This window comes from Prolixibacter sp. NT017 (assembly GCF_009617875.1).
GTDB lineage: Bacteria > Bacteroidota > Bacteroidia > Bacteroidales > Prolixibacteraceae > Prolixibacter.
In genome coordinates this window covers 5004812-5031764 of sequence record NZ_BLAV01000001.1, presented here as the reverse complement: position 1 = coordinate 5031764, position 26953 = coordinate 5004812, and the positions used below count along the sequence as shown (strand labels likewise).

The 26953-nt window shown below is 45.3% G+C and carries 23 protein-coding genes and 3 tRNA genes; 19 read left to right on the top strand and 7 right to left on the bottom strand.

What is annotated here, in order from left to right:
- Positions 1-205 precede the first annotated feature (205 nt).
- The 6 genes from GJU87_RS20875 to GJU87_RS20850 all read left to right on the top strand — a co-directional run bounded on the left by GJU87_RS20875 (position 206) and on the right by GJU87_RS20850 (position 5037).
- A complete protein-coding gene (locus GJU87_RS20875) occupies positions 206-3262 on the top strand; it encodes a glycoside hydrolase family 3 N-terminal domain-containing protein (RefSeq protein WP_153641234.1) in 3057 nt (1018 codons plus the stop codon).
- A 180-nt stretch (positions 3263-3442) separates the two neighbouring features.
- Positions 3443-3697, top strand: coding sequence for a DNA-binding protein (locus GJU87_RS20870; protein ID WP_106543144.1), 255 nt, complete (start codon positions 3443-3445; stop codon positions 3695-3697).
- A gap of 89 nt (positions 3698-3786) precedes the next feature.
- Entirely contained in the window at positions 3787-4581 is a 795-nt protein-coding gene (locus GJU87_RS20865) for a DUF1080 domain-containing protein (protein ID WP_153641233.1), read from the top strand.
- 174 nt (positions 4582-4755) lie between these two features.
- Positions 4756-4830, top strand: a tRNA-Val gene (locus tag GJU87_RS20860).
- A 28-nt stretch (positions 4831-4858) separates the two neighbouring features.
- A tRNA-Val gene (locus GJU87_RS20855) sits at positions 4859-4933 on the top strand.
- 29 nt (positions 4934-4962) lie between these two features.
- A tRNA-Val gene (locus tag GJU87_RS20850) sits at positions 4963-5037 on the top strand.
- 57 nt (positions 5038-5094) lie between these two features.
- Here GJU87_RS20850 and GJU87_RS20845 read toward each other — a convergent pair.
- Positions 5095-6393, bottom strand: a complete 1299-nt coding sequence (locus GJU87_RS20845; RefSeq protein WP_153641232.1) for a folylpolyglutamate synthase/dihydrofolate synthase family protein — start codon at positions 6391-6393, stop codon at positions 5095-5097.
- Between the two features lie 112 nt (positions 6394-6505).
- Between GJU87_RS20845 and GJU87_RS20840 the strand changes: the two genes are divergently transcribed.
- From GJU87_RS20840 to cls, 11 genes are all read left to right on the top strand, one after another.
- Positions 6506-7828 (top strand): PhoH family protein, encoded by a 1323-nt coding sequence (locus tag GJU87_RS20840; protein ID WP_153641231.1) that lies wholly within the window; start codon positions 6506-6508, stop codon positions 7826-7828.
- 617 nt (positions 7829-8445) lie between these two features.
- Positions 8446-9747, top strand: a complete 1302-nt coding sequence (mtaB, locus tag GJU87_RS20835; RefSeq protein WP_153641230.1) for a tRNA (N(6)-L-threonylcarbamoyladenosine(37)-C(2))-methylthiotransferase MtaB — start codon at positions 8446-8448, stop codon at positions 9745-9747.
- Positions 9748-9894: 147 nt separating this feature from the next.
- Positions 9895-10689, top strand: coding sequence for an inositol monophosphatase family protein (locus tag GJU87_RS20830; protein WP_194831604.1), 795 nt, complete (start codon positions 9895-9897; stop codon positions 10687-10689).
- Between the two features lie 9 nt (positions 10690-10698).
- Positions 10699-11169: a hypothetical protein gene (locus GJU87_RS20825; RefSeq protein ID WP_153641228.1), complete on the top strand. Its 471-nt coding sequence runs from the start codon at positions 10699-10701 to the stop codon at positions 11167-11169.
- Between the two features lie 18 nt (positions 11170-11187).
- Positions 11188-12087 carry a lysophospholipid acyltransferase family protein gene (locus tag GJU87_RS20820; RefSeq protein WP_153641227.1) on the top strand — a complete coding sequence of 300 codons (900 nt, stop codon included), beginning with the start codon at positions 11188-11190 and terminating at the stop codon, positions 12085-12087.
- Positions 12084-13109 carry a glycosyltransferase family 2 protein gene (locus GJU87_RS20815; RefSeq protein WP_153641226.1) on the top strand — a complete coding sequence of 342 codons (1026 nt, stop codon included), beginning with the start codon at positions 12084-12086 and terminating at the stop codon, positions 13107-13109. The genes GJU87_RS20820 and GJU87_RS20815 overlap by 4 nt, the downstream gene beginning before the upstream one ends.
- A 121-nt stretch (positions 13110-13230) precedes the next feature.
- Positions 13231-13539 (top strand): hypothetical protein, encoded by a 309-nt coding sequence (locus GJU87_RS20810; RefSeq protein ID WP_153641225.1) that lies wholly within the window; start codon positions 13231-13233, stop codon positions 13537-13539.
- A 19-nt stretch (positions 13540-13558) separates the two neighbouring features.
- Positions 13559-14011, top strand: coding sequence for a CPBP family intramembrane glutamic endopeptidase (locus GJU87_RS20805; RefSeq protein WP_194831603.1), 453 nt, complete (start codon positions 13559-13561; stop codon positions 14009-14011).
- Between the two features lie 197 nt (positions 14012-14208).
- A complete protein-coding gene (locus GJU87_RS20800) occupies positions 14209-14841 on the top strand; it encodes an SIS domain-containing protein (protein WP_153641223.1) in 633 nt (210 codons plus the stop codon).
- A 12-nt stretch (positions 14842-14853) separates the two neighbouring features.
- Complete coding sequence (locus GJU87_RS20795) at positions 14854-15396, top strand: isochorismatase family protein (RefSeq protein ID WP_153641222.1); 543 nt, start codon at positions 14854-14856, stop codon at positions 15394-15396.
- A 174-nt stretch (positions 15397-15570) separates the two neighbouring features.
- Entirely contained in the window at positions 15571-17028 is a 1458-nt protein-coding gene (cls, locus tag GJU87_RS20790; protein ID WP_153641221.1) for a cardiolipin synthase, read from the top strand.
- A gap of 11 nt (positions 17029-17039) precedes the next feature.
- Here cls and GJU87_RS20785 read toward each other — a convergent pair whose 3' ends face one another.
- On the bottom strand, positions 17040-18590 hold the full coding sequence (locus GJU87_RS20785) for a glycosyltransferase family 39 protein (protein ID WP_153641220.1): 1551 nt from the start codon (positions 18588-18590) through the stop codon (positions 17040-17042).
- Positions 18591-19079: 489 nt separating this feature from the next.
- On the opposite strand from GJU87_RS20785, the gene GJU87_RS20780 reads away from it, so the two are divergent.
- Positions 19080-19691 carry a MarC family protein gene (locus tag GJU87_RS20780; protein ID WP_153641219.1) on the top strand — a complete coding sequence of 204 codons (612 nt, stop codon included), beginning with the start codon at positions 19080-19082 and terminating at the stop codon, positions 19689-19691.
- Positions 19692-19770: 79 nt separating this feature from the next.
- A complete protein-coding gene (locus GJU87_RS20775) occupies positions 19771-20262 on the top strand; it encodes a Dps family protein (RefSeq protein ID WP_228492069.1) in 492 nt (163 codons plus the stop codon).
- A 71-nt stretch (positions 20263-20333) separates the two neighbouring features.
- Here GJU87_RS20775 and lysA read toward each other — a convergent pair whose 3' ends face one another.
- The 5 genes from lysA to GJU87_RS20750 all read right to left on the bottom strand — a co-directional run bounded on the left by lysA (position 20334) and on the right by GJU87_RS20750 (position 26950).
- On the bottom strand, positions 20334-21494 hold the full coding sequence (lysA, locus tag GJU87_RS20770; protein WP_153641218.1) for a diaminopimelate decarboxylase: 1161 nt from the start codon (positions 21492-21494) through the stop codon (positions 20334-20336).
- 6 nt (positions 21495-21500) lie between these two features.
- The gene (locus GJU87_RS20765) at positions 21501-22817 is read right to left on the bottom strand and encodes an aspartate kinase (protein ID WP_153641217.1); all 1317 of its coding nucleotides are present in this window, start codon (positions 22815-22817) and stop codon (positions 21501-21503) included.
- A gap of 191 nt (positions 22818-23008) precedes the next feature.
- A complete protein-coding gene (locus GJU87_RS20760; RefSeq protein ID WP_153641216.1) occupies positions 23009-23647 on the bottom strand; it encodes an HAD family hydrolase in 639 nt (212 codons plus the stop codon).
- On the bottom strand, positions 23648-24802 hold the full coding sequence (locus GJU87_RS20755; RefSeq protein WP_153641215.1) for a 1-acyl-sn-glycerol-3-phosphate acyltransferase: 1155 nt from the start codon (positions 24800-24802) through the stop codon (positions 23648-23650).
- 105 nt (positions 24803-24907) lie between these two features.
- Positions 24908-26950: a helix-hairpin-helix domain-containing protein gene (locus tag GJU87_RS20750; protein ID WP_153641214.1), complete on the bottom strand. Its 2043-nt coding sequence runs from the start codon at positions 26948-26950 to the stop codon at positions 24908-24910.
- Positions 26951-26953 lie beyond the last annotated feature (3 nt).

The window sequence follows — 26953 nt, the reverse complement described above, 5'->3', positions numbered from 1 at the left end:
TTTTATGATTGATTCAGAAAATTGTTAGGATTAATCGATTAAGATTTTAAATTTGTCATACATATTACTTCCGACTAAAATACAAATTTAACATGAACCTTGAAGTAAAAATAACTATTTCTGATACCGGATAAGCTGATACAGTACAATCCATTTACTAATTTTACGAAAATCGAAATTGTCCATTACAACAACTGATGACATCATGAAGTGCCAAAGAAACCTGCTTGGATTAATCACCCTCATTATTATCCTCATCCATCCTGTTATGAATCAAGCCGCCAATCCAGTCCGACCGCCATTCTACGCATACGAAAACGATGCGTGGGTCGACTCGGTCTTCAACTCTCTCAGCTTCGAAGAGAAGATTGGTCAGCTGATAACTGTTGCGGCCTATTCGAACAAAGATGAGGCACACACCCAGGAGATTTTGCAACAAATTGCCGAGAATAAAATTGGAGGGCTGGTCTTTTTCCAGGGAGGGCCCATTCGACAGGCAGAACTAACAAATAAATACCAACAGGCATCAAAGGTTCCCTTATTAATCGGCATCGACGCTGAAAACGGGCTGGGAATGCGGCTCGACAGTTGCATTAGCTACCCGGTAGCGATGGCCGTTGGAGCCGTTCAGGATGATTCATTGGTTTATCAAATGGGAAAAGACATTGGTCAGCAATGTAAACAAATGGGCATGCAGGTGAACTTTGCCCCCGTAGCCGACGTGAACAACAATCCGGAAAATCCCATCATTGGTTACCGTTCGTACGGACAGAACGTGGAGAACGTCACCCGCAAAGCGATGATGTATGCGCTGGGCATGCAAGAGGAAAACATTCTTCCGACCGCCAAACATTTTCCAGGTCATGGAGATACCGAAAAAGATTCACACAAAACACTTCCGGTTATTCCTTTCGGCAAAGAACGTCTTGACACATTGGAAATAATGCCTTTTCACCGGCTGATTTATGCAGGTGTTGGCGGCATCATGGTAGGACACCTTGATGTGCCGGCATTGGATTCAACAGGAACTCCGGCGTCACTTTCGAATCCTATCACCGGCAAGCTGCTTCACGACGAACTGGAATTTCAGGGCCTCACCGTGACCGATGCGATGAACATGAAAGGCGCCAGCGTAAAAGGTCCTCCCGGAACTGCGGATGTGATGGCTTTGGCTGCGGGCAATGATGTGCTGGAATTTGTCACCGATCCGAAAGCTGCCATAAAAGCCATTAAAAAGGCAGTGAGAAAAGGGATACTCACCAAAGAAGAAATTGACCAAAAGTGCCGGAAGGTATTGATGGTGAAACGCTGGACCGGACTGAACAACTGGCACCCCGTACAAACGGACAGTTTATATGAGGATTTAACAAATCCGCTTTACCGACTGACGTCACGTGAACTGACCAAAGAAAGCCTCACGCTATTACAAAACAAAGGCAATCTCCTTCCGCTTCAGAACCTCGACACATTGCATATTGCAACTGTGAGCATCGGCCGCGATTACGGCACGGCTTTTCAAAAAGCGGTGGGGCAATACCTTCAGGTCGACAATTTTCACATCGACAAAAATGCCCCGCTGAAATCACTTCAAAAACTCTTGCCTCAGCTAAAAAACTACAACCTGGTGATTGCGGCAGTCAATAATTTCTGGATGACTCCGGAAAACAACTTCCATCTCACCCAGGTTCAGCTCGATGTGACGAACATCATCAGCAAAATGGACAATTCTGTCGTGGTATTGTTTGGGAATGCATACGCTGCCAACGCATTCCGAGACCTCAACGACGCCCGTTCCGTCATCATGGCTTACCAGGAAACAGATGATGCAGAGAGTCTGGCCGCTCAACTGATTTTCGGAGGAATTCCTGCCAAAGGAAAACTGCCGGTTACGCTGAACAAGTTTTTCCCGGTAGGAACCGGGATTCAGACCAAAGCACTTGGGCGTTTCTCTTATACTATTCCCGAAGCAGTTGGCATCGATTCGCATTACCTCGACCAGCGAATTGATTCGCTGGTGAACATCGGGCTTACGCAGAAAGCATATCCCGGCTGTCAGATTTTACTGGCGAAAAACGGAAAAGTTTTCTTCCATAAATGCTACGGTTACAGAACATACAAAAATCAGGTTCCGGTAAAACCGACCGACATATACGATTTTGCTTCTTTGACCAAAATAACAGGCCCTTTACCGGCACTGATGAAACTGGCTGACGAAGGAAAATTCAATGTCGACGATAAATTCTCGAAATACTGGCCTGAGTGGAATAATACCAACAAAGCCAATATCGGAATACGAGATATTCTGGCTCACCAAGGACAACTGGAAGCGTGGATTCCTTACTGGAGAAGTATTGTTAAGCCCAATGGCCGCTTCAAACACGGCTACATCCGGCATCGTCCCACGCGGAAATACTCGCTTCGCATAAGCGACAACATGTACCTGAATCACAGCTTTATCGACACCATTTATTCCGATATCGATAAATCGCCACTATTACCTAAGAAGGCGTATGTATACTCCGGCTTGACCTTTTATCTCTACCCGAAAATCATCTCGAATCTGACCGGAGAAAATTACCAGAAGTACATACATGAAAACTTCTACGGACCGCTGGGTGCCTCAACGGTTACGTACAATCCATACCTGAAATACCCCATCAACCGGATGATACCAACCGAAGACGACACGTTCTTCCGGCACCGTCAGATTCAAGGATTTGTACACGACGAAGGTGCAGCCATGATGGGCGGCGTATCGGGTAATGCAGGGCTTTTTGGCGACATCAACGATGCGGCCAAAATCATTCAGTTGTACCTGAACTATGGCGAATACGGCGGGAAGCGTTATATCAGCGAAGCAACGATGAAGGAATGGACCCGTTGCCAGTTTCCCGACAACGACAACCGGCGAGGCCTTGGATTTGACAAACCGCTGATTGACAACAGCGAAAAAACGATTGACGAAGCTTACCCGGCGCCGTCATCTAGTGCGGCAAGTTTTGGACATAGCGGCTTTACCGGAACATTTGCATGGGCCGACCCGGAAAATGGTCTTCTATTCATGTTCTTTTCCAACCGGGTTTACCCGACACGTAACGACCGGAAGCTCTACGAGCTGAACTTACGCCCACGTCTTCATCAGGCTGTCTATGATGCGCTTAAGCGAGGATTAAAAAACGAATACAACGAAGAGAAACATGTTTTAAAACATTCGCAGGAAGAAGAGGGTGGCTATCCACCTGTGCAAAACCCACCATTCTGATTTTCTGCAATTTGCTTATGGAAGGACACGATTTTTCTTTGTTAATAAATGTAAATTTCACTTAAAAGTAGAATAGGTTTTGACGTTACCATTGGGTTATTAAATATTTAATTTTATTTTTAAGGTGATACATATTTTACTTCCAAAATCTTATTATTAACAAGATAAAATCCTACCGCTATGACAAAGAAAATAACCTTCAACGAGCTGAGAAAAATTAAAGACAGTTTGCCTGACGGTGCCATCCACCACATTGCCGAAGAATTAGGCATTGAGGTTGAGACCGTCAGGAACTATTTCGGCGGAGCAAATTACGAAAAAGGAAAAGCAGTTGGAATTCACCTTGAACAAGGCCCCAATGGCGGTGTCGTACTTTTAGATGATACAACCATTCTCGAAAAAGCGGAAGAAATTCTTCATCAGCACGAAGTATAGAAACATTAAGAAGAAAAAAATCCATTAACTGCCTCAAAACTGAGGCAGTTTTTTTTTGTACCTTCCCAGACAGACTAACCTTGATCATCATGACAAAAATATTTCTGATTTTCGTTCTAATCGCCGGGTGTTTCACGCAGGCTGAAGCACAATCGAATGCCGGCTGGCGCTCACTGTTCAATGGCAAAAACCTGAAAGGTTGGGAAACCTACGTAGGTCCCCTGGAAAAAGGAGGAACTCCGTTAGGTATTAAAAAAGACCCGATGAAGATTTTCTCGGTCGTAAAAGAAGACGGGCAACCGGCCATCAGGATATCGGGGGAGGTTAACGCCTCACTGGCCACCCGAAATTCATATGAAAATTATCACCTTCATCTCGAGTTTAAATGGGGAAAGCTTGTTTTCTCTCAACGTAACTCCGGATTGCTTTATCACAGTTACGGTCCGTTTGGCACAGCCCTCGATGTATGGATGAACTCACATGAATTGCAAATGAAACATGGCGATTTGGGCGATCTGTATTGCATGGGCGACACCTACAATAAAATTCCTGCAGTAAAAAATGGAGACCAATACATCTACCAGGCGGGAGAAGCCCGGGTCGCTTTTGGCAATGACGAAGTGGCCAAAATTTGTTCGAAAAGTGCTGACTACGAAAAACCGCTGGGCGAATGGAACACCATCGATCTGTATTGCTTCGGCAGCACTTCGGTTCATGTTATCAACGGCAAAGTGAACATGGTGAGTTACGACTCGCGTAAATGGGTGAACAAGGAATTACTTCCCCTGGTACAAGGCAAAATCCAGTTACAATCGGAAGGTGGCGAGTTGTTCATCCGCAACATCAGGTTAAAACACATCAAGGAATTACCTTCGGATTTTTAGAAAGAAATTATCATCTGTAGTTTCCAATTTATTACTTGTGAGAATCTTGCGAAAAAAGTAGGCAGAATAAGGCGTTTCGGAAATCGGGTATAGCAATAAATCGGCTAAAAAGTTTGTCTTCTGTTTTTGCAGGAAACAAAAAAAATCTATATTTGCAACGCTTTTAACGAAAGCGGGAGCTTAGCTCAGTTGGTTCAGAGCATCTGCCTTACAAGCAGAGGGTCGCTGGTTCGAATCCAGCAGTTCCCACACGTTCATATTAGGATTTTATTTTTTCGGGAGCTTAGCTCAGTTGGTTCAGAGCATCTGCCTTACAAGCAGAGGGTCGCTGGTTCGAATCCAGCAGTTCCCACACGTTCATATTAGGATTTTATTTCTTTCGGGAGCTTAGCTCAGTTGGTTCAGAGCATCTGCCTTACAAGCAGAGGGTCGCTGGTTCGAATCCAGCAGTTCCCACTTAAAGGATTTCACGTTTGTGGAATCCTTTTTTTATACCCTTCCGGAAAGAATAAATCAGATCACTTCGGCTACCACGAAAGTACTTCCGCCAACGAAAATCATATCATCTGGTCCGGCATTTTCTTTGGCTGCCATTAACGCCTCAATAACAGTCGGATATTTTTGTCCTTTCAGTCCTGCATCAGCCGCTTTCAGTTCCAGCATATTTTCCGACATCGCTCTTGGAATAGAGGCTTTCGTAAAATAGTAATCGGCGTCCTTCGGCAAGAGCCGCAAAACACTTATCACATCCTTATCATTCACCATTCCCAGCACAAAATGAAGCTTTTTGTAAGGCGTTTGATGAATCTGGTGTACCACTTCACGAATTCCGGCCTCGTTATGTCCCGTATCGCAAACAATGCGCGGATTAGCACCCAAAATCTGCCAGCGGCCTAACAAGCCAGTGTTTTTAACCAACTGTTCCATTCCCCGGTACAGCGCTTCATCGGAAATGCTCCAGCCCCGTTCTTTCAATACGTCGACAGCTGCCAGTGCAGTACAGAGGTTGCGCCCCTGGTACTGCCCCAGTAAATCGAGCGGAAGCTGCTCGTAACGAATAGTGTTATTGTAGCGCACATTGAACAGTTGCTTCCCTTCGGGCGAAGCCATCGAATAACCTGTCTGGTAAAGTTGATCGGCGAATTGAAGCGGAACATCTAACTTTTCGGCCCTTTCGGTGAAAACCGGAGCCGTTTCATTCATAGTCTCGCCCACCACTGTCGGAATCCCACTCTTCATAATACCGGCCTTCTCACCGGCAATTTCGGTTAATGAATTTCCAAGCAATGCCACATGGTCAAGACTGATATTCGTGATAACGGACACTTCCGGGGTGATGATGTTTGTTGAATCGAGACGACCGCCCAAACCAACTTCCACCACTGCAATATCGATCCGTTCGCGGGCAAAATAGTCAAACGCCATAGCCACCGTCAACTCAAAAAACGACGGCTCCATCTTGTTCAACTGGTTTCGGGCCATGAAATCGTCGACAAAGCGCACCACCTCCTCTTTCGGAATTTTCACACCATTCACGCGAATGCGTTCCCTGAAATCCTTCAGATGCGGCGAAGTGTATAAACCGACCCGGTAACCGGCTTCCTGGAGCACACTTGCCAGCATATGAGAAACCGAACCCTTTCCGTTCGTTCCTGCCACATGAACACTTCGAAATAATCGGTGCGGATGACCGTAAAGTTCGTCCAGCGCCAGCGTATTATCCAGGTTATTTTTATACGCAGCTGGGCCTTTCCTTTGATAAAAAGGCAATTGCTCGTATAAATATCTCAGTGTCGCTTCAAATCTGTCCATAATGTGAAAAGAATTTATCAACGGGTTAAAGTTCGTAAAATCATTCCGACCTGCCGTACACCGGATACAAAAAATACTACCTTTAAAAGCAAACCCTTGAAACCCTACGAATATGACTCAAGCAAAAGTATTCGTCCTCGACACTAACGTCATCTTGCATGATCACAAGTGTATTTACAATTTCGAAGACAACGATGTAGTCATCCCGATCACGGTATTGGAAGAGCTGGACAAGTTCAAGCGAGGCAGTGATCAGATTAACTTCCAGGCCCGTCAGTTTGTGCGCATCCTGGACGAAATTGTCGGCGACGATTTATTCAATGGAGGATTATCTCTCGGCCCCAAGAAAGGCAAACTGATTATCGAAACCGGAAAGCCTTTTTCCAAACAGATGAGAGAATCCTTCCGCGATGACATTCCCGACCACCGTATTCTGGCGATAGCCGAAGCCATCCGGGATAAATACCCCGAAAGGAAAACCATCTTTGTGACCAAGGATGTCAATCTGCGGATGAAAGCCAAATCGCTGCACATTGAGTCGGAAGATTACAAAAACGATAAGATTTCCGATGTCAACGTACTTTACGAAGGCATCCGCGAAATGAGTGAATATGACGACGAACTGATCGCCAAATTATACGACAACAAATCGCTTACACTGGAAGAAGCCGGGATAGGAGACTCACCTTTCGCCAACGAATACCTGATTTTGAAAGGCAACCGTTCCAGTGCCCTGGCTCATTTCGATCCATTTACCAGAACCATCAAACGAGTCGACAAACACTCCGCTTACGGCATTAAACCGCGCAATGCAGAGCAAACCTTTTCACTGGACGCCCTGTTAAATCCGGAAATCAAACTGATTGCCCTTACGGGGAAAGCGGGAACCGGAAAAACCCTGCTGGCCCTGGCCGCTGCCATCGCACAGCACAAAGTGTATGACACAACACTGCTGGCACGTCCCATTGTAGCGCTAAGTAACCGCGATTTGGGTTTCCTTCCGGGAGACGCCGAAGAAAAGGTCTCGCCTTACATGCAACCACTTTTCGATAATCTGGCGGTGATTAAGAAAAGCTTTAACCCACGCAGCACAGAGGTTCAGCTCATTGAAGAGCTGCAGAAGGATGAACGTTTGGTGATTTCGGCACTTGCCTTCATCAGGGGACGGAGTCTCTCCAACTGCTTCTTCATCATCGATGAAGCGCAGAACCTTACGCCGCATGAAGTGAAGACGATCATCACCCGTGCCGGCGAAGGAACCAAGATGGTGTTCACCGGCGACATCATGCAAATCGACTCGCCTTACCTCGACATGCAGTCGAACGGGCTGGCTTTCCTCACCGACAAGATGAAAGGCCAGGACCTGTTTGCACACATCAACCTGGTGAAAGGCGAACGCAGCTACCTTGCCGAGTTGGCCAGCGATTTACTTTGATTTCTTCGAACTCCTTTTACCTATAATTTGACTAGCAAAGACCAGAGCATCAACTCTGGTCTTTGCATTTCTATGAAAGCTTATTCGGGAAGAAGCTTATTTCCTGGTCATTTCAGGTTGTTAAAATTTTCAATTCGGAAATTCTTGACTGATTCTTGCTGCTGAAATTTTCAATCGGTCCATTTGTCGTGATTTCTTGGCGTTGAAATTTTCAATTCATCTACTTTTGACAAATTCAGGTTGCTGAAATTTTCAATTGGTCCATTTCTGAATATTTCAGGCTGCTGAAATTTTTAATTCGGAAATTCTTGACTGATTCTTGCTGTTGAAATTTTCAACTGGTCCACTTTTCGTGATTTCTCGTCGTTGAAATTTTCAATCAGCCCGCTCCTGACGAATTATTGTCGTTGAAATTATGCAAAAACTCCCTCCTTCTGATATTTTATCGCCATTGAAATAAATGAACCCCACCCCATTCCACCTCCTTCAAAATTATTTTTGTAGTTTTGCGCCGTCAATAAAAGACGATTTTATCCTGAAAACCTTTTCACTGTTTTTCAGGTATAAAGTATGAGAAAACGTTGACTGTCTCCGGGCAGATTTGAAGCGAGAGAGGAATGAATTACAACGGAAAAAAAGTAGCTTTTACCACACTGGGATGTAAACTGAACTTCTCGGAAACGTCCACCATTGCCCGCTCTTTCCAGGAGATGGGCTTCAACCGGACCGGTTTCAGGGACAAGGCCGATGTTTACGTTATCAACACCTGCTCGGTAACCGATACCGCCGATAAGAAAAGCCGCGCCATCATTCGTCAGGCTGTTAGGCAGAACCCCGCTGCATTTATTGTAGTGGTGGGATGTTATGCCCAGCTAAAGCCCGACGAAGTGGCATCGATCGAAGGGGTTGACCTGGTGTTGGGAGCCAACGACAAATTCAACATCACCAAATACCTCGATGGACTTGAGAAACACAAGGGAGGCGAGGTGCACAACTGCTCCTTCACCCGCATCAACAAGTTCGACCATGCGTATTCATATGGCGATCGCACCCGCAGTTTCCTGAAGGTACAGGACGGTTGTAATTATTTTTGCTCCTACTGTACCATCCCCATGGCGCGCGGGAAAAGTAGGAATCCAAGCATTGCCAGCCTGGTGGAAGAAGCAACACGGGCCGGCGAACAGGGAATCCGCGAGATTATTCTCACAGGAGTGAATATTGGCGATTTTGGTCAAAGCACCGGCGATACATTTTTCGATTTGGTTCAGGCGTTGGATGAAGTCGAGAGTGTCGACCGCATCCGCATTTCGTCCATTGAGCCGAATTTGCTGAACGACGATATTATCGAATTTGTGGCCCGCTCGAAGCGGATTGCTCCGCATTTTCATATACCGTTGCAGGCCGGCACCAACGAAGTGCTGGAACTCATGGGACGTAAGTACAACCGCGAACTGTTTGCCCACCGCGTGGAGAAGATCAAGGAATTGCTGCCCCATGCTTTCATCGGGGTTGACGTAATTGCCGGCATGAACGGCGAATCGGATGAACTGTTTGAAGAGTCGTACCGGTTCATCGAAAGTCTGGATATTTCGCAATTGCACGTGTTCCCTTATTCCGAACGTTCGAAAACCAGTGCCCTGAAGATTGAAGGCGTGGTCCCGATGTCGGAACGCAAACGAAGAGTGGAAAGATTGAAAGAACTGTCGGACAAAAAACTGAAAGACTTCTACCGGAAACACGATGGACAAAACCACCGGGTGCTGTTCGAGAAAAGTCGCTCGAAGACACGAATTACCGGATGGACCGAAAACTACATCAAGGTAGAAACCGACTTCCACGATGATCTGGTCAATCAAATCAGGGAAGTGAAACTGTCAGGCATCAATCCAACCGGCAACATGGCCGTACTGGTTGATTAAGCAAAACTGAAAAACATATCAACATACATCCCGTCAGGAGTTTCCGGCGGGATATTTTATTTTTATGAAAACAACAGATTTTTCATCCTGGTAAGGAAAATGACAACCAAGGCGATTAATCGTTACTTTTGAAGAAATTTTTTTGTGATGAACCTGGAAAAACTCTGTACCGAAGTTATCGGGATTGTAAAAGATGCCGGTCAATTCATTGCCGGCGAGCGCCAGAAGTTTCGGCTCGACGCTGTTGAAAAGAAAGGAAAATCGGATTTTGTTTCATACGTCGATAAAGGCGCCGAAAAACAACTGGTAGAAAAACTACACCAGCTTTTACCGGAAGCCGGATTTATCACCGAAGAGAATACGGCAGGCAACGACGGAGAAGAGTTTAAATGGATCATCGATCCGCTCGACGGGACCACCAATTTCATTCACGGTATTCCTCCGTTCGCGGTAAGCGTCGCCCTGCTGCAAGGCAACGAACTCGTCGTGGGGGTAGTGTACGAGATTACGCAGGACGAATGTTTTTATGCCTGGAAAGACAGTGCAGCCTACCTCAACGGTAACGTTATTCGCGTTAGCGATGCGGCCACCACGCAGGATTCGCTCATTGCCACCGGCTTTCCTTACTACAATTTCGATCGGCTCGATGGATATATCGATGCCATGAGCCACTTCATGCGACATTCGCATGGCCTGCGCCGGTTAGGTTCGGCGGCCACCGATCTGGCCTACGTGGCAGCCGGCCGTTTCGAAGCCTTTTGGGAACATGCTCTTCATGCCTGGGATGTGGCGGCCGGTGTGTTAATCATAAAGCAAGCAGGCGGACGGGTAACCGACTTCAACGGCGGCGACAATTTCCTGTTCGGTGGAGAAATCGTAGCGGCAAACGGTGCATATTTCGAGGAATTTTACGACATTGTACATCAACATCTCGGCAACTGAATATTGACCATGAGAGAAATAGACATTCTAAAAGAACAGATTGCCCGCCTCGAAGAGAAGCGTTTCGATCTCGAAGCCTGGAAAGCACATACGCTGATTTACATCTCCCGTATTTTCGGCGAAGGCAGCGAGCATGCCCGGCTTATTAACAACCTCAAGTACGATTATTCCAGCTGGAACCTGCGGGACACATCCGGCGGTATCAAATTAACTGACCCAATTCGCGTTCAGGCTCACGAGATATTGAATGCAGCCATTCACGAACTGGAAATCTTCGGGTTACCGGAGAAAACCAGTGAAACACATGAACCGTTGCTGAACGCATTTAGCAACGAACTGACTGGCCGAGAACAAAAAGAGTTGGAGAAGATTCTGGAAATGAACGCCAAAGAACGCGACAAGGCGCTGGAAACATTTATCGACAGCAAAAACAAAGAAACGTTGGTTGCCATTCTGTTGCAGCTATTCCGACAATCTTAACCGAATGTTTATTTCTCTATGACTTATTTTTTGTATTACCTGCTAAGAAGTTTTACCTGGCTGACTCATTTTTTGCCGCTTCGAGTTCAGTATGCTTTTTCCGATTTCCTTTTCATCCTTGTTTTTCATGTTTTTGGCTACCGCAGAAAAGTAGTACAAACCAACCTGGTAAATGCTTTTCCAGAGAAGACCATTGAAGAACGTCACAAAATCGAGAGGGAATTTTACCGCCACTTCTGCGACAGCTTTATTGAGACTTTATATTTTACTTTCATCTCCGTTCATCGTATCCAGAGAAGGATGAAATTTCTCAATCCTGAACTTCCCAACCAATATTTGAAAGATGGACGCCACGTACTGGTTTCACTAGGTCATCACAACAACTGGGAATGGATGTGCAGCTGGGGATTGCAATCGTTGGCTAAGTTTTACGTGGTGTACAAACCGTTGCACAACAAAAGCATCGATCGGTTTTACCACAAGCTGAGAAGTAGGTTCGGTGCTATTCCGTTAGACAAGAATAAAACCTTCAGGCAGCTGGTTGCCGACAGTTCTAAAGACACCCCCACCATTTCAGGCTTTTTGAATGACCAAACGCCGAAGAAAAACGAAATCCAGTACTGGACCACTTTTCTCAACCAGGAAACACCTATTTTGCTGGGGACCGAAAAGATTGCCAAGAAGCTGGATGCCGTGGTGCTGGGAGCGCACATGCAAAAGCAAAAACGCGGTCATTATAACCTGACTTTTCATTTAATTACCGATAAACCCAACGAGACGGCGCAATACGAGATTACAGAAAAACATACCCGTTTCCTGGAGCAAATCATAAGAGACGAACCAGCCTACTGGCTGTGGTCGCATCGTCGCTGGAAACACAAACGCGAACCTGAAAATACGGAGAGCACTGGCAAATGAAAGTATCAGTTGTCATATTGAATTGGAACGGACAGGATTTTTTGCGCCAATACCTGCCGCTATTGGTAAAATACAGCAACTTACCCGAAGTGGAAGTGGTGGTTGCCGACAACGGTTCCACCGACAACAGTCGCGAAGTCGTAGAGCAAGAGTTTCCATCTGTTCGTTATTTGCAACTGGACGAGAACTATGGATTTGCAGAAGGTTACAACCAGGCTCTCAAGCAAATTGAAGCGGAATATTATCTGCTGCTGAATTCAGATGTCGAAGTAACCGAAAACTGGCTTGAGCCGCTCATCGAAATGATGGATGCCGATTCGTCGATTGGCGCTTGTCAACCAAAAATTCTGCAAACAGAAAAGCCGGAATATTTCGAATACGCCGGAGCTGCCGGTGGTTTTATCGACCGGTTTGGTTACCCGTTTTGCCGCGGTCGCCTGCTCGATGTGGTCGAAAAAGATGAAGGACAGTACAACGAAAGTGGAGAAATTTTCTGGGGAACCGGCGCCTGCCTGATGGTTCGCTCATCCGTTTGGAAAGAACTGGAAGGACTGGATGCACATTTCTGGGCGCACATGGAAGAGATTGACCTGTGCTGGCGCATGAAAAACCGCGGCTATAAAATATTCTATAACCATCAATCAACCGTACACCATGTGGGCGGCGGAAGTCTTTCGTACGGAAATCCACGAAAAATTTACCTCAACTTCCGTAACAACCTGTTTCTTCTGTACAAAAACTTACCACCAGTTTTATTAGCTCCGGTACTAGTCAGCCGGATGTTGCTAGACGGAGTCGCTGCAGTTCAGTTTTTAGTCACCGGTCAGGTGGCAGCTTTCCGGAAGGTATTCATGGCACATATCGCATTTTACCGTCACCTTTCCCATCTCAGGAAACAACGGAAGCAATTGCTCAGTCAGGCCGTCACCCAAAAACACCCGCAGATCTATCGCGGAAGTCTGGTCTGGAATTACTACGCCAGGGGAAGGAAAAAATTCAGCGAGCTCAACTGGAAACCGTAACCGGAAAAACACTTTTTGGCCACCATTTTCATTCAGTCACAATAAATAAAGTTCAGGTTTGAGATCTGAACTCCAAAGGAATATGCTAAATTTAAAAAGCATGTGTTTCCATTTTAGCTGAATGAAAAAATCCGGTCCTTCAGTATTTAAGGTCCTCCTTGGATTTGGTATTCTTTTCGTAGCCTATCAGGTTCCCGTGGCAGTCTTGCATTACCTTCGCAGGACCGAACTCTTTTTGTTGCTACTGGTTGTTTTTCTGGTTGTAGCCTGGCTGGTTGCCCGTTGGCAGGGCTTCAGCGGACTAAAAGCCTATGGCTTGACCAACCTGTTGAAAAGTCGCAGCCACTTACTGGCCGGATTAGTATTCGGCCTGCTCTTTTTTTTCAGCGGCATTGCTCCTTTCAGTTCAATACAATATCGTCCGGATTAACCATCTGCCCGAGCCAAAAGTGTTCTGGAAACAAGCCTTGCTTTTTGCTTTAGTGACGATTCCTCCTGTAATTGCTTCAGATATTCTGTCGATGGGCTATTTGTATCGGTTTTTGCACCGACGTACATCACCCGAAACCTTCATCATCTTCTCGGCCATTGTCAGTACAGGCAACCAGATATACCACTTCGAAAGCGGCCTCACAACGCTCATCTATCTTTTCCTGCTGGGTATCATGCTGGTTTCGCCGCTCGTGATAACTGGAAATCTATGGTATTCGATTGGTGTACATTGGGGCGTAAGCATCGTTTCCAGGTTAACCAATGATGTGCTGGTTATCGAAAACGGAACCAACCCGATTCCATCGCAGTGGATTGTCATTGCCATTATTATCATTCTCATCCCGGTAAATCACCTTTTCATCAATCAAACCCGGATGAGAAAACACCGAATTTCATCAAACATGTCGTAAGGCCTCTTCATCCGGGTCCGTAAACAAGCGGAAATACGCTCGTTTTCAGGTTTCGAGAGGAATCATTGTTATGAAATAAAAATAAATGTAGTTTTGCGGCTTTGTTTTGAGGGGGAAATAAAACGACAGCAATAAGCTTTCTACTCATTGTCCGGAACAGGCAAATAATTTCCCCGAAGGTATTCAATTAATCGAAAATGAACGAACTAATTAACGGTCTTTTACAGCGCGAAGCCGACGCTATTTCAACAATTCCGGTCAACGAAGGATACGAAGCTGCTGTTGAAATTCTTTACGAAAGAATTCATCAGCAGCATGGCAAGTTGGTGACCAGCGGTATGGGTAAAGCCGGGCAAATTGCGCTGAACATCGCCACCACCTTTAGCTCAACCGGAACTCCGGCCATCTTCCTTCATCCAAGTGAAGCTCAGCACGGAGACTTGGGAGTATTGCAACCGAACGATGTATTGCTGCTCATTTCCAACTCTGGAAAAACCCGTGAAATACTGGAGTTGATTGATTTAGCAGAAAATTTGTATCCCAATCTTCCGCTCATCGTAATAACAAGTAACGAAGAGAGTCACCTGGCTTTGACAGCTGATGTGGTTCTTCCTACCGGGAATCCCAAAGAACTCTGTCCGCTGGGCTTGACTCCATCGACATCTACAACTGTTATGACTGTTATTGGAGACATATTGGTCAACCTGATGATGCGCCGAATCGAGTTTTCGAGCGAAGAATATGCCAAGCGTCATCACGGTGGTTATCTGGGGCACAAATCGCGCCGGCTGGCCAAAGGAATGGAACGGCTGGCAAAAGAAAAATCATAAACCAAAAGAATCATGCGTATCACAAGAGAAAACACAACCGGATTAATCATTGACATTCAGGAACGTTTGTTCCCCGCAATGAGCAACAAGGAGACCTTACTTAAAAATGCTCAGATACTGGTAAAAGGCTTGCAGGTTCTGGGAATTTCCACTGTTTTTACGCAGCAATACACCCGTGGCCTGGGAAAAACGCTGGATGAGATTTCCAGTCTGGTTCCCGGTTTTTCGTACTTCGAAAAGTCGGATTTCAGCAGCTATCGTGTACCTGAATACCAGCTTTTCCTGGAACAGAAAAATTTTGAAAATGTCATCATTGCCGGAATCGAATCGCATGTTTGCGTTCTCCAAACCGCTATCGACCTGAAACATTCGGGTTACCACCCTATTGTGGTGATGGATTGCACTGATTCGCGTACCGAAGCTAACAAACAACTGGCTATGGAACGCTTCCGCCACGAGGGCATTATGATGACTTCGTACGAATCCATCTTGTTCGAGCTGACAACTACCGCTAAAGCTCCCGAGTTTAAGACCATTTCAAATCTGGTTAAATAAAAGATAATCAAATACCCTATGGTTCATGCCGTGTCATTCGATGCGGCATTTTCATTTCCGAGAACACATTTTTATCCACAGGTCATTTTTTACATCGATTTCTTTAACAGAAACGAACCTATCCTGAACCAATTCCTGTTATCTTTATGGAGACGACCAACATCAAACACGTGAATGACGGGAGTATTACCATATCTAACGATTCTGTACTATTTAATCGTTATCGTCTTTTTCTTTTCGATTCTGCTGAGAAATAAGCATCCGCTGAAGACTCAGTCGTACTTACTTGTGCTGGTTTTGCTACCCGTTTTAGGCATTATCATTTATCTGTTTTTCGGTGTCGATACACGAAAAAGAAAACTCTTTTCGCGCAAAGCAATTGCCGACCAAAAACTGTTGCAGGCATGGAGTCGATATTACGCCGATTTCCTGTCGAAAAGCAAATCCGACCTGGTTGAATTGCTCCAGGACAAGTGGCGGATTCCTTTCCTATCATGGCGAAACAGTTTTGCTCCGCTCTTCTTACAGAATACCATCACCATTCTGAATAACGGCGAAGAAAAATATCCTGTGCTGTTTGAAAAGTTGCAGACGGCAAAGCACCATATTCACATTGAATACTATATCATTACCGAGGGAAAAATATTTAATCGCGTTTGCGAGATTCTGGAACAGAAAGCCCGCGAAGGGGTGGAAGTCCGTTTGATTTACGATGGTTACGGCAGCCGGAAGCTAAAAAACAAAACCCTCAGACGCCTTGCAAAAGCGGGCGTTCAAACCGGCGAATACAACTCGGTACTGTTTCCGCGCTTTGCCAACCGACTAAATTTCCGTACTCACCGGAAAATTGTCGTCATCGATGGGAAAACCGCCTTCACCGGTGGCATCAACCTCGCAGACAATTATGTAAATGGTAAGCGAAAATGGCCGAAACGCCCAAAGATGTGGCGTGATGTTCATTGCATGATTGAAGGCGATGCCTGCTACTCTCTGCAGCTTCTATTCTTCCTTGACTGGTACTTTGTTCGCAACATTGCGCTGAATATCGGTCCTCCATACTTCCCACCCGAAAATAACGAAGGCACGTCTCCAACCCTGATTGTGGGCAGCGAACCGGATTCGGATAGTCCAAACATCATGGAGACTTACTTCCAGCTCATCTCGCTTGCGCAGAAAGAATTATTCATTGCGACGCCATATTTCATTCCGAATGAAAGCATTATTACCGCGCTGAAAACAACTGCCAAATCGGGAATACGGGTTGTACTTATGCTACCTCAGGAAAGTGATTCATTTATTGTTTCGGCGGCAAGTTACACCTACCTGGGCGAGCTTATTGAAAGCGATGTAGAAATCCATCTGTACCAGAAAGGTATGCTTCATGCCAAGACCATTATCGTCGATGGAGAAGTGGCCTCCGTTGGAACCGCCAACATGGATTACCGCAGTTTCGACTCCAATGCCGAAGTCAACGCCATCATTATAGACGAAGAAGTAGCTGGAAAAATAAAAGCCGACTTTGAGAAGGATTTAGAAGACTCCTATCGGTTATCGCTTACCGAATGGGAAGACCGGCCTATTGCTCAAAAGCTGATTGGCTCGATGGCCCGCCTGATTGCTCCGTTATTGTAACACAAATTCACTCAACGACGATACATACTTTTTAATTCATCAGCTTTAGCGGCATAAAATGATTGGGCTCCCGGTTTCGGATCGGCACATAAAAAAACCTTCAGGCCGTTTTCACGGAAGTTGACATCATGAATTTCTCCAATTTCCCGATAAGAGTTGAATAACTTATCAATATCACCCACTTCGTCATTGATATAAATAAACGCTCCGTTTCCGAGAGAATCAGGAGCCCACAACAAGTAACTATCATCGAAACTAATCGGTTCGGGGAGGTCATAAGCATGTCCGTAAAAATGAACAGCACCCGCCTCGCCATAATTTTCCGCAAAAATATGGCAATTAGCTTGTTGCTCCGGAGTCAGTTCATGATAAGCCTTAGCAGTCAGCCTGGCCAGCTCGCTCCAGCCAGTCATATCGGCATAGTCTTGCGGAATATTATGCACTTTGCCATCCTCCCAGGTGATAATACCCGGGCCTGCCACCTTAATTGCGGATTGGCAATAAGCCGCCATTTTATTAATCGGAAGAACGGGAAGCGCCAGCGGCAGAATCGGAATCAGTATCAAAACCGATAGAACAGGCAATGCAAAATTTATCCATCTCCATTTTCCCGTCAGGTATTTTTCCATTACATAACCACCGGCAGCAAACAGCATCGGGTAAGCTCCCAGCGTATAATAAGACTTTCCTCGTGACAGAATCAGGATAAGCAATACCAATAAAAAGGTAACAGCTACCGGGCGGAACTTCCTCTCTTTCCGGGCAAATAGCAAAACCAGGAATCCAACTATCCATACCCAGAATGACGTGAAATGAAACAACAGCTGCGACGATAAAAATCCCGACAACGTCACATTCACCAACTGCGTGCGCTGCAGTTCGACCATATGATGGACAACCGGCCAGTCGTGCTCGTATTGCCAGATAAGGTTGGGAAGTATCATCACAAAGCCAATTAGAATTCCCAATATCAGCTGTTTACTCCAGAGCAGTTTTCGATATGGACTCAACAAAAGGGAAATTCCCCAGGCAAGTACCAGAAACGAGATGGAGTATTTAGCCAGAAAACCAATTCCTACAACAAAACCAATCCAGGGCCACAACTGCTCTTCGTTTCGATTGATTAACCGAATGAAGAGATAAGAAGTCAGCAGCCAGAAATATTCGTCGAAAGAAACCGGCTGAAACAGCGCGTTCGAACGAAGAAATACCAATGACGTGAGGTAAGTCATTTCGGCAATAAAAACGGCCAGCAATCGTCCCCCCATTTCCCGCACCAAAAATCCGATAGTCACCAGTGAAGCAGCCCCCAAAAGAGCAGGCACCAGCTTAATCGCGAAAACAGAATACCCCGCTGTGTATCGTATTATGAAAGAAATTATACCTATAAGTGGCGGCGTTGATATGTATCCTGTTGCCGGATGATCTCCCATGGCAAAGTACAGCATCCCATCGCGATGCAACTCATAACTATAAGCGGTCAACAAATGGATAACAACAGTTGTCAGGGCAAAAACGGCAATCATCCACCCGAAAAGAATATTCTCTTTTTTACTGCTCATGATACTACAGTGAACTGATTTATGAAAGGGTAATTTACGCAATCCTCCTGTTTCCGTTCGAAAAAGGGCACAAAAAAAGCCCTCTGGCGAAGGGCTTTTTGACTTACGATTATTAGACTAATGTCATCTCTTGTGGCGAAACTACTCTCTCCAAAACCAGTCTGTTAAACAACTAGCTACGACAACTACCCGCTTAATCAGCTCGGGAGAGATATAGAGATTCATTACCTCATCATGTTATCGACGGACAAAATTAAAGCTTATTATTAATTAGACAAATTTAAAATAAGAAAGAGTGAAGTATAAATCCCCAATTAACAATTTCTTAGCATTACTACCATCCTGAACTTTGCCTTCAATTAAACAAAACAATTATGAGATGAGATTGTATGTTTAAATAGAGACTACATATTTAGCCGGCCGGGGCACCAAAATCCCCAATCTCTTGTCGGTTGTTCATCAGTAAATTTTAAAAGATTCACTATTCCAATGACTGAGATTCTTAAGTACTCAACATTTCTGCTCATCCTGCTGAACCCTTTTCTGGTAATTGTCTATTTAATAGACATCATGCGAAAACTATCAATGGCTCGTTTCCGGAATGTATTGATTCGGGCAGGTATCATCAGCACATTTGTTTTCATCGTATTTGCACTGCTTGGAGACGTCATTTTCTCGGATGTCATTCATGCCAACTTCGCATCATTCCAGATATTTGGCGGGATCGTCTTTCTGCTCATTGGACTGCAGTTTGTGTTCAAAGGTGGAACAGCCATTGAAGGTCTGCGGGGAGAGTCGAAATATGTAGCCGGTGCTATCGCGATGCCCATCCTGATTGGACCGGGAACCATCAGTTACAGTGTCGTTATTGGTGAACATTTGGACAGGATCGACTCAGTTTTGTCCATCGCCATTGCTATTGCCGTTTCGGTTTCCATCATGATTTTGCTAAAGAGACTGCACGATTACATTCAACCCAAGAACGAGGAACTGATCGAACGGTATTTTGATATTTCCGGTAGAATAACTGCATTGGTCATCGGAACAATTTCAATCGATATGATTATGCAGGGCCTCAATGCCTGGATGCATCATACATAAGAGAAATAAACTTTTCCTACACCTCCATGACTAACCAGAGGAGAAAACTCATTATTAATCATTTTAAATCGAAAACGTTATGAATATGAACCTAAATGCAATTGGATTAGACGTAGAGAAAGCCGAAAATCTTTCAGCAAAACTGAATCAACTTCTGGCCAACTACCAGGTATTTTATATCAATGTCAGAGGGTTTCACTGGAACATCAAAGGCGACAAATTCTTCGAACTTCACATTAAGTTTGAAGAATTGTACAATGATTTACAACTGAAGAACGATGAAATCGCAGAGCGAATTCTGACACTCGGGAATACTCCGTTTCATAGCTACACTGACTTCCTGAAAAACAGCACGGTAAAAGAGGTAACCGATATTTCTGATGGAAACCAAAGCGTTGCCGAAATCCTGAACGCTTTTAAAGTAATTATCGAATTGCAACGGGAAATTCTCGCTGACTCGGACGAAGCCGGCGATGAAGGTACCAACGCTTTGATGAGCGATTACATCCGCGAGCAGGAAAAACTGGTTTGGATGTACTCATCATTTCTTGGCGACAAAATTCTGAGTTAAAAATATCAATGCTCAAAATAAAAAAGCCGGCCTTGTTAACAAAGCCGGCTTTTCTTATTCATGTTAGTTTCTTATTTCGACAATTCGTCTGAATTATAGCTTTTCACCATGTCACGCATGTTGTAGGTCGAAGCCATCGATTCTCCGTATGCTCCGGCAGAATGCAATGCTACTAAATCGCCTCTTTTTGCCACCGGCATGAGCGTTCCGCGCGAAAATGTATCAGACGATTCACAAATCGGGCCCACCACATCGTATTTCACCAACTCTCCATTCGAAGTCAGGTTCGTGGCTTTATGGTTTGCTTTATACAAAGCCGGACGAATCAACTCTGTCATTCCGGCATCCAGAATCATAAACTGGGTTTCGAGCCCTTTCTTCACGTAAAGTACCCTGGAAATTAAATGTCCGCATTGTGCTACCAGCGAGCGCCCCAACTCGAAATGAAGTTGTTGGCCCGGTTGCAACTCCAGGTTGTCGTGGAAAGCCTTGAAGTAGGATTTGAAATCCGGAATCGGCTCTTTTTCGGGATTTTCATAATTGATGCCTAAGCCACCCCCCACATTAATATGTTCCAGGTGAAATCCGTTTTCTACGAACCACTCCTGAATTTTATTCACTTTCAGCGAAAGCTGCTCGAACACCGAGATATCGGTAATTTGTGAACCAATGTGGAAATGTATTCCCGTTAACCGGATATTTTTTAACGAACGAAGCCGGCGCCCCACTTCATCAAAATCCCAGTGGTTAATTCCGAATTTATTGTCTTTCAATCCGGTTGTGATGTATTCATGCGTTTGCGGGTCCACATCGGGGTTGATGCGGATGGCCACCGGCGCTACTTTGCCGGCTTCTCCAGCCAACTCATCAATCACCTCAATTTCCGGAATTGACTCGCAGTTGAAGCTGAAAATATCGTTTTCGAGCGCAGTACGAATCTCCTTGTCGCTCTTCCCAACACCGGCAAAAGCCACTTTTTCGCGGGGAATACCAATTTCAATTGCTTTGGCAACCTCGTTGCCACTCACACAATCGGCTCCCATGCCTGCATCGCGGATTACTTTCAGTAAAGCATCGTTTGCATTCGCTTTCACTGCATAATGCACGATGTATCCATACTTACTGCTCTCCTGTTTTACTTCGTCGAGGGTCCGGCGCAACAAATCAAAATCATAAAAATAGAAAGGCGTTTCAAGTGCCTTGAATTTCTCAATAAACCGGTTATCTATCATCGAATATTATGCGTTTAATACTTTATAACTAAGTGCTTCCAGGGTCGCTTGTTTGTCGCGGGTGTTGACAAGCACCGAAATATTATGGCGGCTTCCGCCGTAAGAAATCATCCTAACGGGAATTCCCTCCAGCGCGTTAAACAAGCGTGCAGCATATCCCTTTTCGCCAGCCACAATGTCTCCAACAATACAAACTATGGTTTGTTTCTCGTCGACAATCACTTCGCCGTATTCCCTCAACTCTCTCAGAATTTCCGGCAGATGGTGATCGTTATCGATGGTCAGTGAAACAGCTACCTCCGAAGTAGTAATCATATCGATCGGCGTCTTGAAGAACTCAAAGATCTCAAAAACGTTCTTCAGGAAACCGTAGGCATTCAGCATTCGTCCCGAGCGAATTTTAATCGCGGTGATTCCATCCTTGGCAGCCACCGCTTTAATTCCGGGACCGCTCGACTCTGCCGTAATTAAAGTTCCCTGGCTATCGGGCGCCATGGTGTTTTTCAGGCGAACCGGAATGTTGTTAATCTTCGCCGGATGAATGGTCTGCGGATGCAAAATCTTAGCTCCAAAATAAGCCAACTCAGCAGCCTCGTTAAACGATAAAAAATCAACGCGGTGCGTTTTATCGACAACACGTGGATCATTATTATGGAATCCGTCAATATCTGTCCAAATCTGAACCTCTTCACTTTTAATAGCAGCGCCAATCAAAGTGGCCGAGTAATCGGAACCACCTCGTTGCAGATTGTCAATTTCTCCTTCCGGATTTTGGCAAATGAACCCTTGGGTAATGTAATAATCAGCCTTGGGAGAATTCTCCATCAGCTCGGCCAGATGCGTTCGGATATAGGCACTATCCGGAGATTTGTCCTTGTCAATCTTCATGAAATCGAGTGCCTGCAGGCAGTAGGCATTGTAACCATTCTCCTGCATCAGCACGGTGAACAAATTGGTAGAAAGCAGCTCACCCTGAGCCAGAATAGTCCGCTCACCGACTTCGCTAAAATCACCAACTGCAAACGATTTTAAGGTCTCGAAATGCGTCTCAAGTATCTTTTTCCCTTTCTCCTTATTCTCATTTTTTTCGAACAGGTCATACACTACGTTGTAATACTTTTTTTCCAGTCCACTGATTACACCCAATGCAGCCTCTTTATTCCGTTTATATAAATAATCCGAAATTTCTACCAGGCTGTTGGTTGTTCCCGACATGGCTGACAAGACAACGACTTTGCGCTCACCGTCGGCAATAATCTTCATTACCGCGCGCATGTTTTCAACGGAACCGACCGAGGTTCCTCCAAATTTCAAGACTTTCATTGGTCAATCTCCTTTAACGGTTTAACCTGTTGCAATTTTTCAAAAGCAAAACTACAAATTAATCAAAGGAAAAAAGGATTCGAAAAAGGAGGTAACGAAAAATTCACTTACAAATCGTAAGTAAAAAATGTTTTTTACTGAAAAGATTCAATTTCGGGAGCGAGTATATCAGAAATACAAAGGGAATAAAGTCAGGAAAAACGGGATGGTACATGGCTCAGAGAATCGATGACCTCACAACCGGTTTCGGCAAGTCTTTCGTGCGACTGGTGACCATTGGCAACCAGAAGGCAATGACATCCGATGGCTTCCGCTACTTCGAAGTCGTGAATCGTGTCGCCAATCAGCAGAACCTTCTCCGGAGAAACCGCCACATCTTCAAGTAATTGCTTTCCATTGTCAATTTTCGATGCAGCATAGTGATTGTCCAACCCGCGAATCATTTCGAAGAAGGGAAAGATGTCGTTTTGCTTCACATTTTCGATAAGCGGCTCCTGCTCCATTGCCGAAAGAATCAACTGCCGTACGTTCTTTGATTGAAGTATTTGGAGAACATCCGTTGCGCCATTCTGTAATCCGCAATCCGGAACGTCCCGGTTGTAGATATCGATAAACTCCCGGGCCGGAATTTCAAAAGGCTCGCTTTCAAAATCAAACCCGATTCTGCGGTAATAATCTTTTACAGGAAAGGTGAATACTTCGCGGTAGCGATCCGTTGAAAGTGCAGGCAGTGCCCGCTTCGCCAATAGCTGATTGATGATTCGGACCGACAAATGCAGATCGTCAAGCAAAGTCCCATTCCAATCCCAGATGATGGTCGAAAACTTCATCTATTTCCGTTGGCATTTACAGTTTTCGAGGTTGAAAACAGGCACGGCATACATCCCCAGCCAAAGTTGCATGGCATCATCGCGATCCTCGTTCACCAGTTTGAGTCGCTGGTGCGTCAAATCGAGAAATTTCTCCTTTTCCTCTGCAGTGTACTGGTCAGAATATTTCTGTGTCTTGTAGAAAATATCGTAGGCAATATAATTATTCGGCCAAAGCTTGAAGTTCCGGTAAATTTCCACATCAATGTATTCCGAAAGCGCCTTAAGTGCCTTGTTGGTATTGCCAATCTTAGCAATATCAGCCAGCGGTTCCACAACGGGTTTACCAAACTCGAAATGTACGTGACCCTTCTGATTTTTCAAACCACTCACCATGCTCCACAAATCATCTTTCTCCGTTTTCGAGAAATCGGGATCATTCTGTCTCTTCAGCAACTCGGCCACCTTTTCATTCCCGCAAGGTTCAATCTCATAAGAAATTGAAAGCGGCACCAGGTTCAGTTCCCTGAAACCCGTTTCGAAATCAGTCCCATTGGACATGTTCATCATCTTCAGGACCGAAACCTGCGTCTGGTCATTTCCATCTTTGGTACGTCCTTCACGCTGCGCAATCCAGACTGAATCGCCGCGGTTTTGTATCGAATGCCGAATATATTCCGACAATGTTTTAGAAGCCATCAACATCTGCTTCACGGGAATATTCCGTTTCACCACAAAAGCCCGGTTCAGCTTTACCATATCGGTAATCCACTGATAGATCAGTAGGTTGCTGCCAATCGCAATTTCCGTGGTATTCAGGCCGGCTTTTTTAATCTCCACATTCATCAAAGCCGCATCGAGAATGATGTCGCGGTGATTGGAAATAAAAACATAGCTTTTGTTCGGGTCGATATTTTCCAGCCCCCCAATGCTAATTCCTTCGGTACTGTTTTCAATGATTTTATCCAGATACGGCAACATAAAGCGTGTCTGAAAATCGTCAACGTTATCCGTCAACAGGAGGGCACCTTTGATCTCCTCTACACGCTCGCGGGTTTGATAGAGCGTCATCAGCACCTCATCAAAAATGGGATCAGCGACCAGTCGCTTCATCACTTCCGCAACTTCGTCGTCTCTGTAAGGCCTGATTTCATCAAATTTTTTTTCGGATTGCATTGTATTGCAAGAATAGTTTAAATTTCCGAGCAGTCTTGCAAAGGTATAAAATTACCCGAATGCGCCATGAACAGATTGCTCTGCAACATCTGACTCCAGCAGGATTTACCATCTCAGGCGCAGAAGTGCCCGAATATCAACACGTGAGTCGCCTTCTGTTTCATCATTTCCCGAGCCCCAGGTTTCCATACCGGGACGCAAACTATATCCACCTTTCAAATAAACGGTTAACCATCGGTCGGGAGCCCACTTCAAATTGAGATACATCCGGTGTCCTTTGCCATAAAAGGCAGGAATGGAAAAATGATACAAAACATCATTTTCATAGGCGTAAATCCGGGAATTGTACCCATCGGTATTGTACCAAGCATAACGAATCCAACACTCTGTCTTCGCTTTCTCCAAATGAAAAACCAGGTCCTGAAAAGCGAGCCAACCGCTTTCCGTATCATCAGCTTTTTTATATCCCGCATACTCAACCCGGTTCCGCAACGTGACAGTTTCCGATAAATCCCAATCAGTATCCAGCCGAACACGGGTAGTTGTTTCATCCACGTCTGTTGAAACGGTACCACCATCCGAAATTTTGTCCGGCCGCGTTTCTGTCTTTCCGCGCAAATAAGATTCAAACGTAGATAACGGCGACCAGGTCAGTTGAGAAAACAATTCGGTGCCCGAACCGGGTGACGACGCATACGAGCGTACCCATGGGAAATGATAGGCATCTGCATAAAAATCCATTCTTAGTTTCGGAGCCAAAAGTATTTCGCTCCCCAAATAAAATCCACTTTCATTCCTGACACCCGAACTTTCGCCAAATGCATTTCCATAGAACGAATGAAATGAACGGGAGTAATTCCGGTATACCGCCGAAATTCCGATTTGCGGATGGGGATGCCAGACAATTCCCTGAATTCCGGCCACCGCCTCGTTCTCGCTGGTAGCCACCTCGCCGAAAAGTTGGACAGAAGGAAATGCCAGCTGGTAGTCAATTCCCGCCTGTTCGTTGGTGTTGCCTCGAAAATAATACTGCTTATACAAATCGTCTCCCGGCTGTATTTCACCGTCGAACATTTGCCGGCTGTAAGTGATGCCCATCCGAAAATGGTTGGTTTTTAACTGCGCGTATCCGCCAAACACTCTTTCATTCAACGACAATTTATCCACCTGTTCTCCTTCGGTCCGGTGCAGTCCGGAAGTTTGGAGAGAAGTAAAAACAAGTGGTTCCTCCGACACTTTATTGGCATCCCGGTTTTTATCCGAAAAGAACAAAAACATCTCAAACGGTCCACGCCCCAGGGTTAATGCACCACCGCGAAAAAAGCGATTTTCATCGGTTGATGTGTAAGCGCGAATACCTTGTCCGGACTTCATGGTATTCAGCACATCAGCAGACTTGCCCGCACCCATGCCCGACCAATAATTGAGGCCCTGTCCGGTTCGGATATAGAAATCCCCGATATTGACCTGCTTAATGACGCCTTTCCCCTGAACTGAAACAAAGGCCGAATAAAAATCAAATCCGTTGGAATTGTCACCGGCAAAGAATTCCTCGCCGGCATCTTTCTCTGCGGTAAATCCCGCCGACCAACTTTCGGCTTTTTCATAATGGTAGCGGGTATAAAACCGTTCCGGCGTTCCCGGATATTTTGGAGGTTCCGAAGCGGATGCACTTTCATATCCCCGGCTTTCGGGAAACAGTCGTTGCCCTTTTAAAAGCAGGTAACTTCTTCCCCGTCTTCGATATTTTCCGGCTTCAGCTGATGGCTGCGCGAAAGAGATAAACGGCCTGATTCGCGCCACAATGTCGGGAGTAAATCCGGGTAAGGTATTTAACTCGTACGATGACAAAATCTCGCCATGTTTTTCACGGTAGTTAATAATCGTGGCAATCTGTGAGAAGTTCAGAAAATGCAGTTTCTCCAAATCCGTTGCTGTTGCCGAATTGACATTCAGCGGTTGCTCCGCCAGGTGAGTCAGATCGTCCAGAATCAAAGCGGATTCAGTTTCATCTTCAGCCGATTCCCGAATCGATTCGATGACCTGCTCAATCTCCTGTTCCCGCGAACGCTCCTGCCCAACCGAATCGATTGGAAACAGCGGAATAAAAAGTATCAGCAAGACAATATGCCATTTCTCCTTGATCATCAG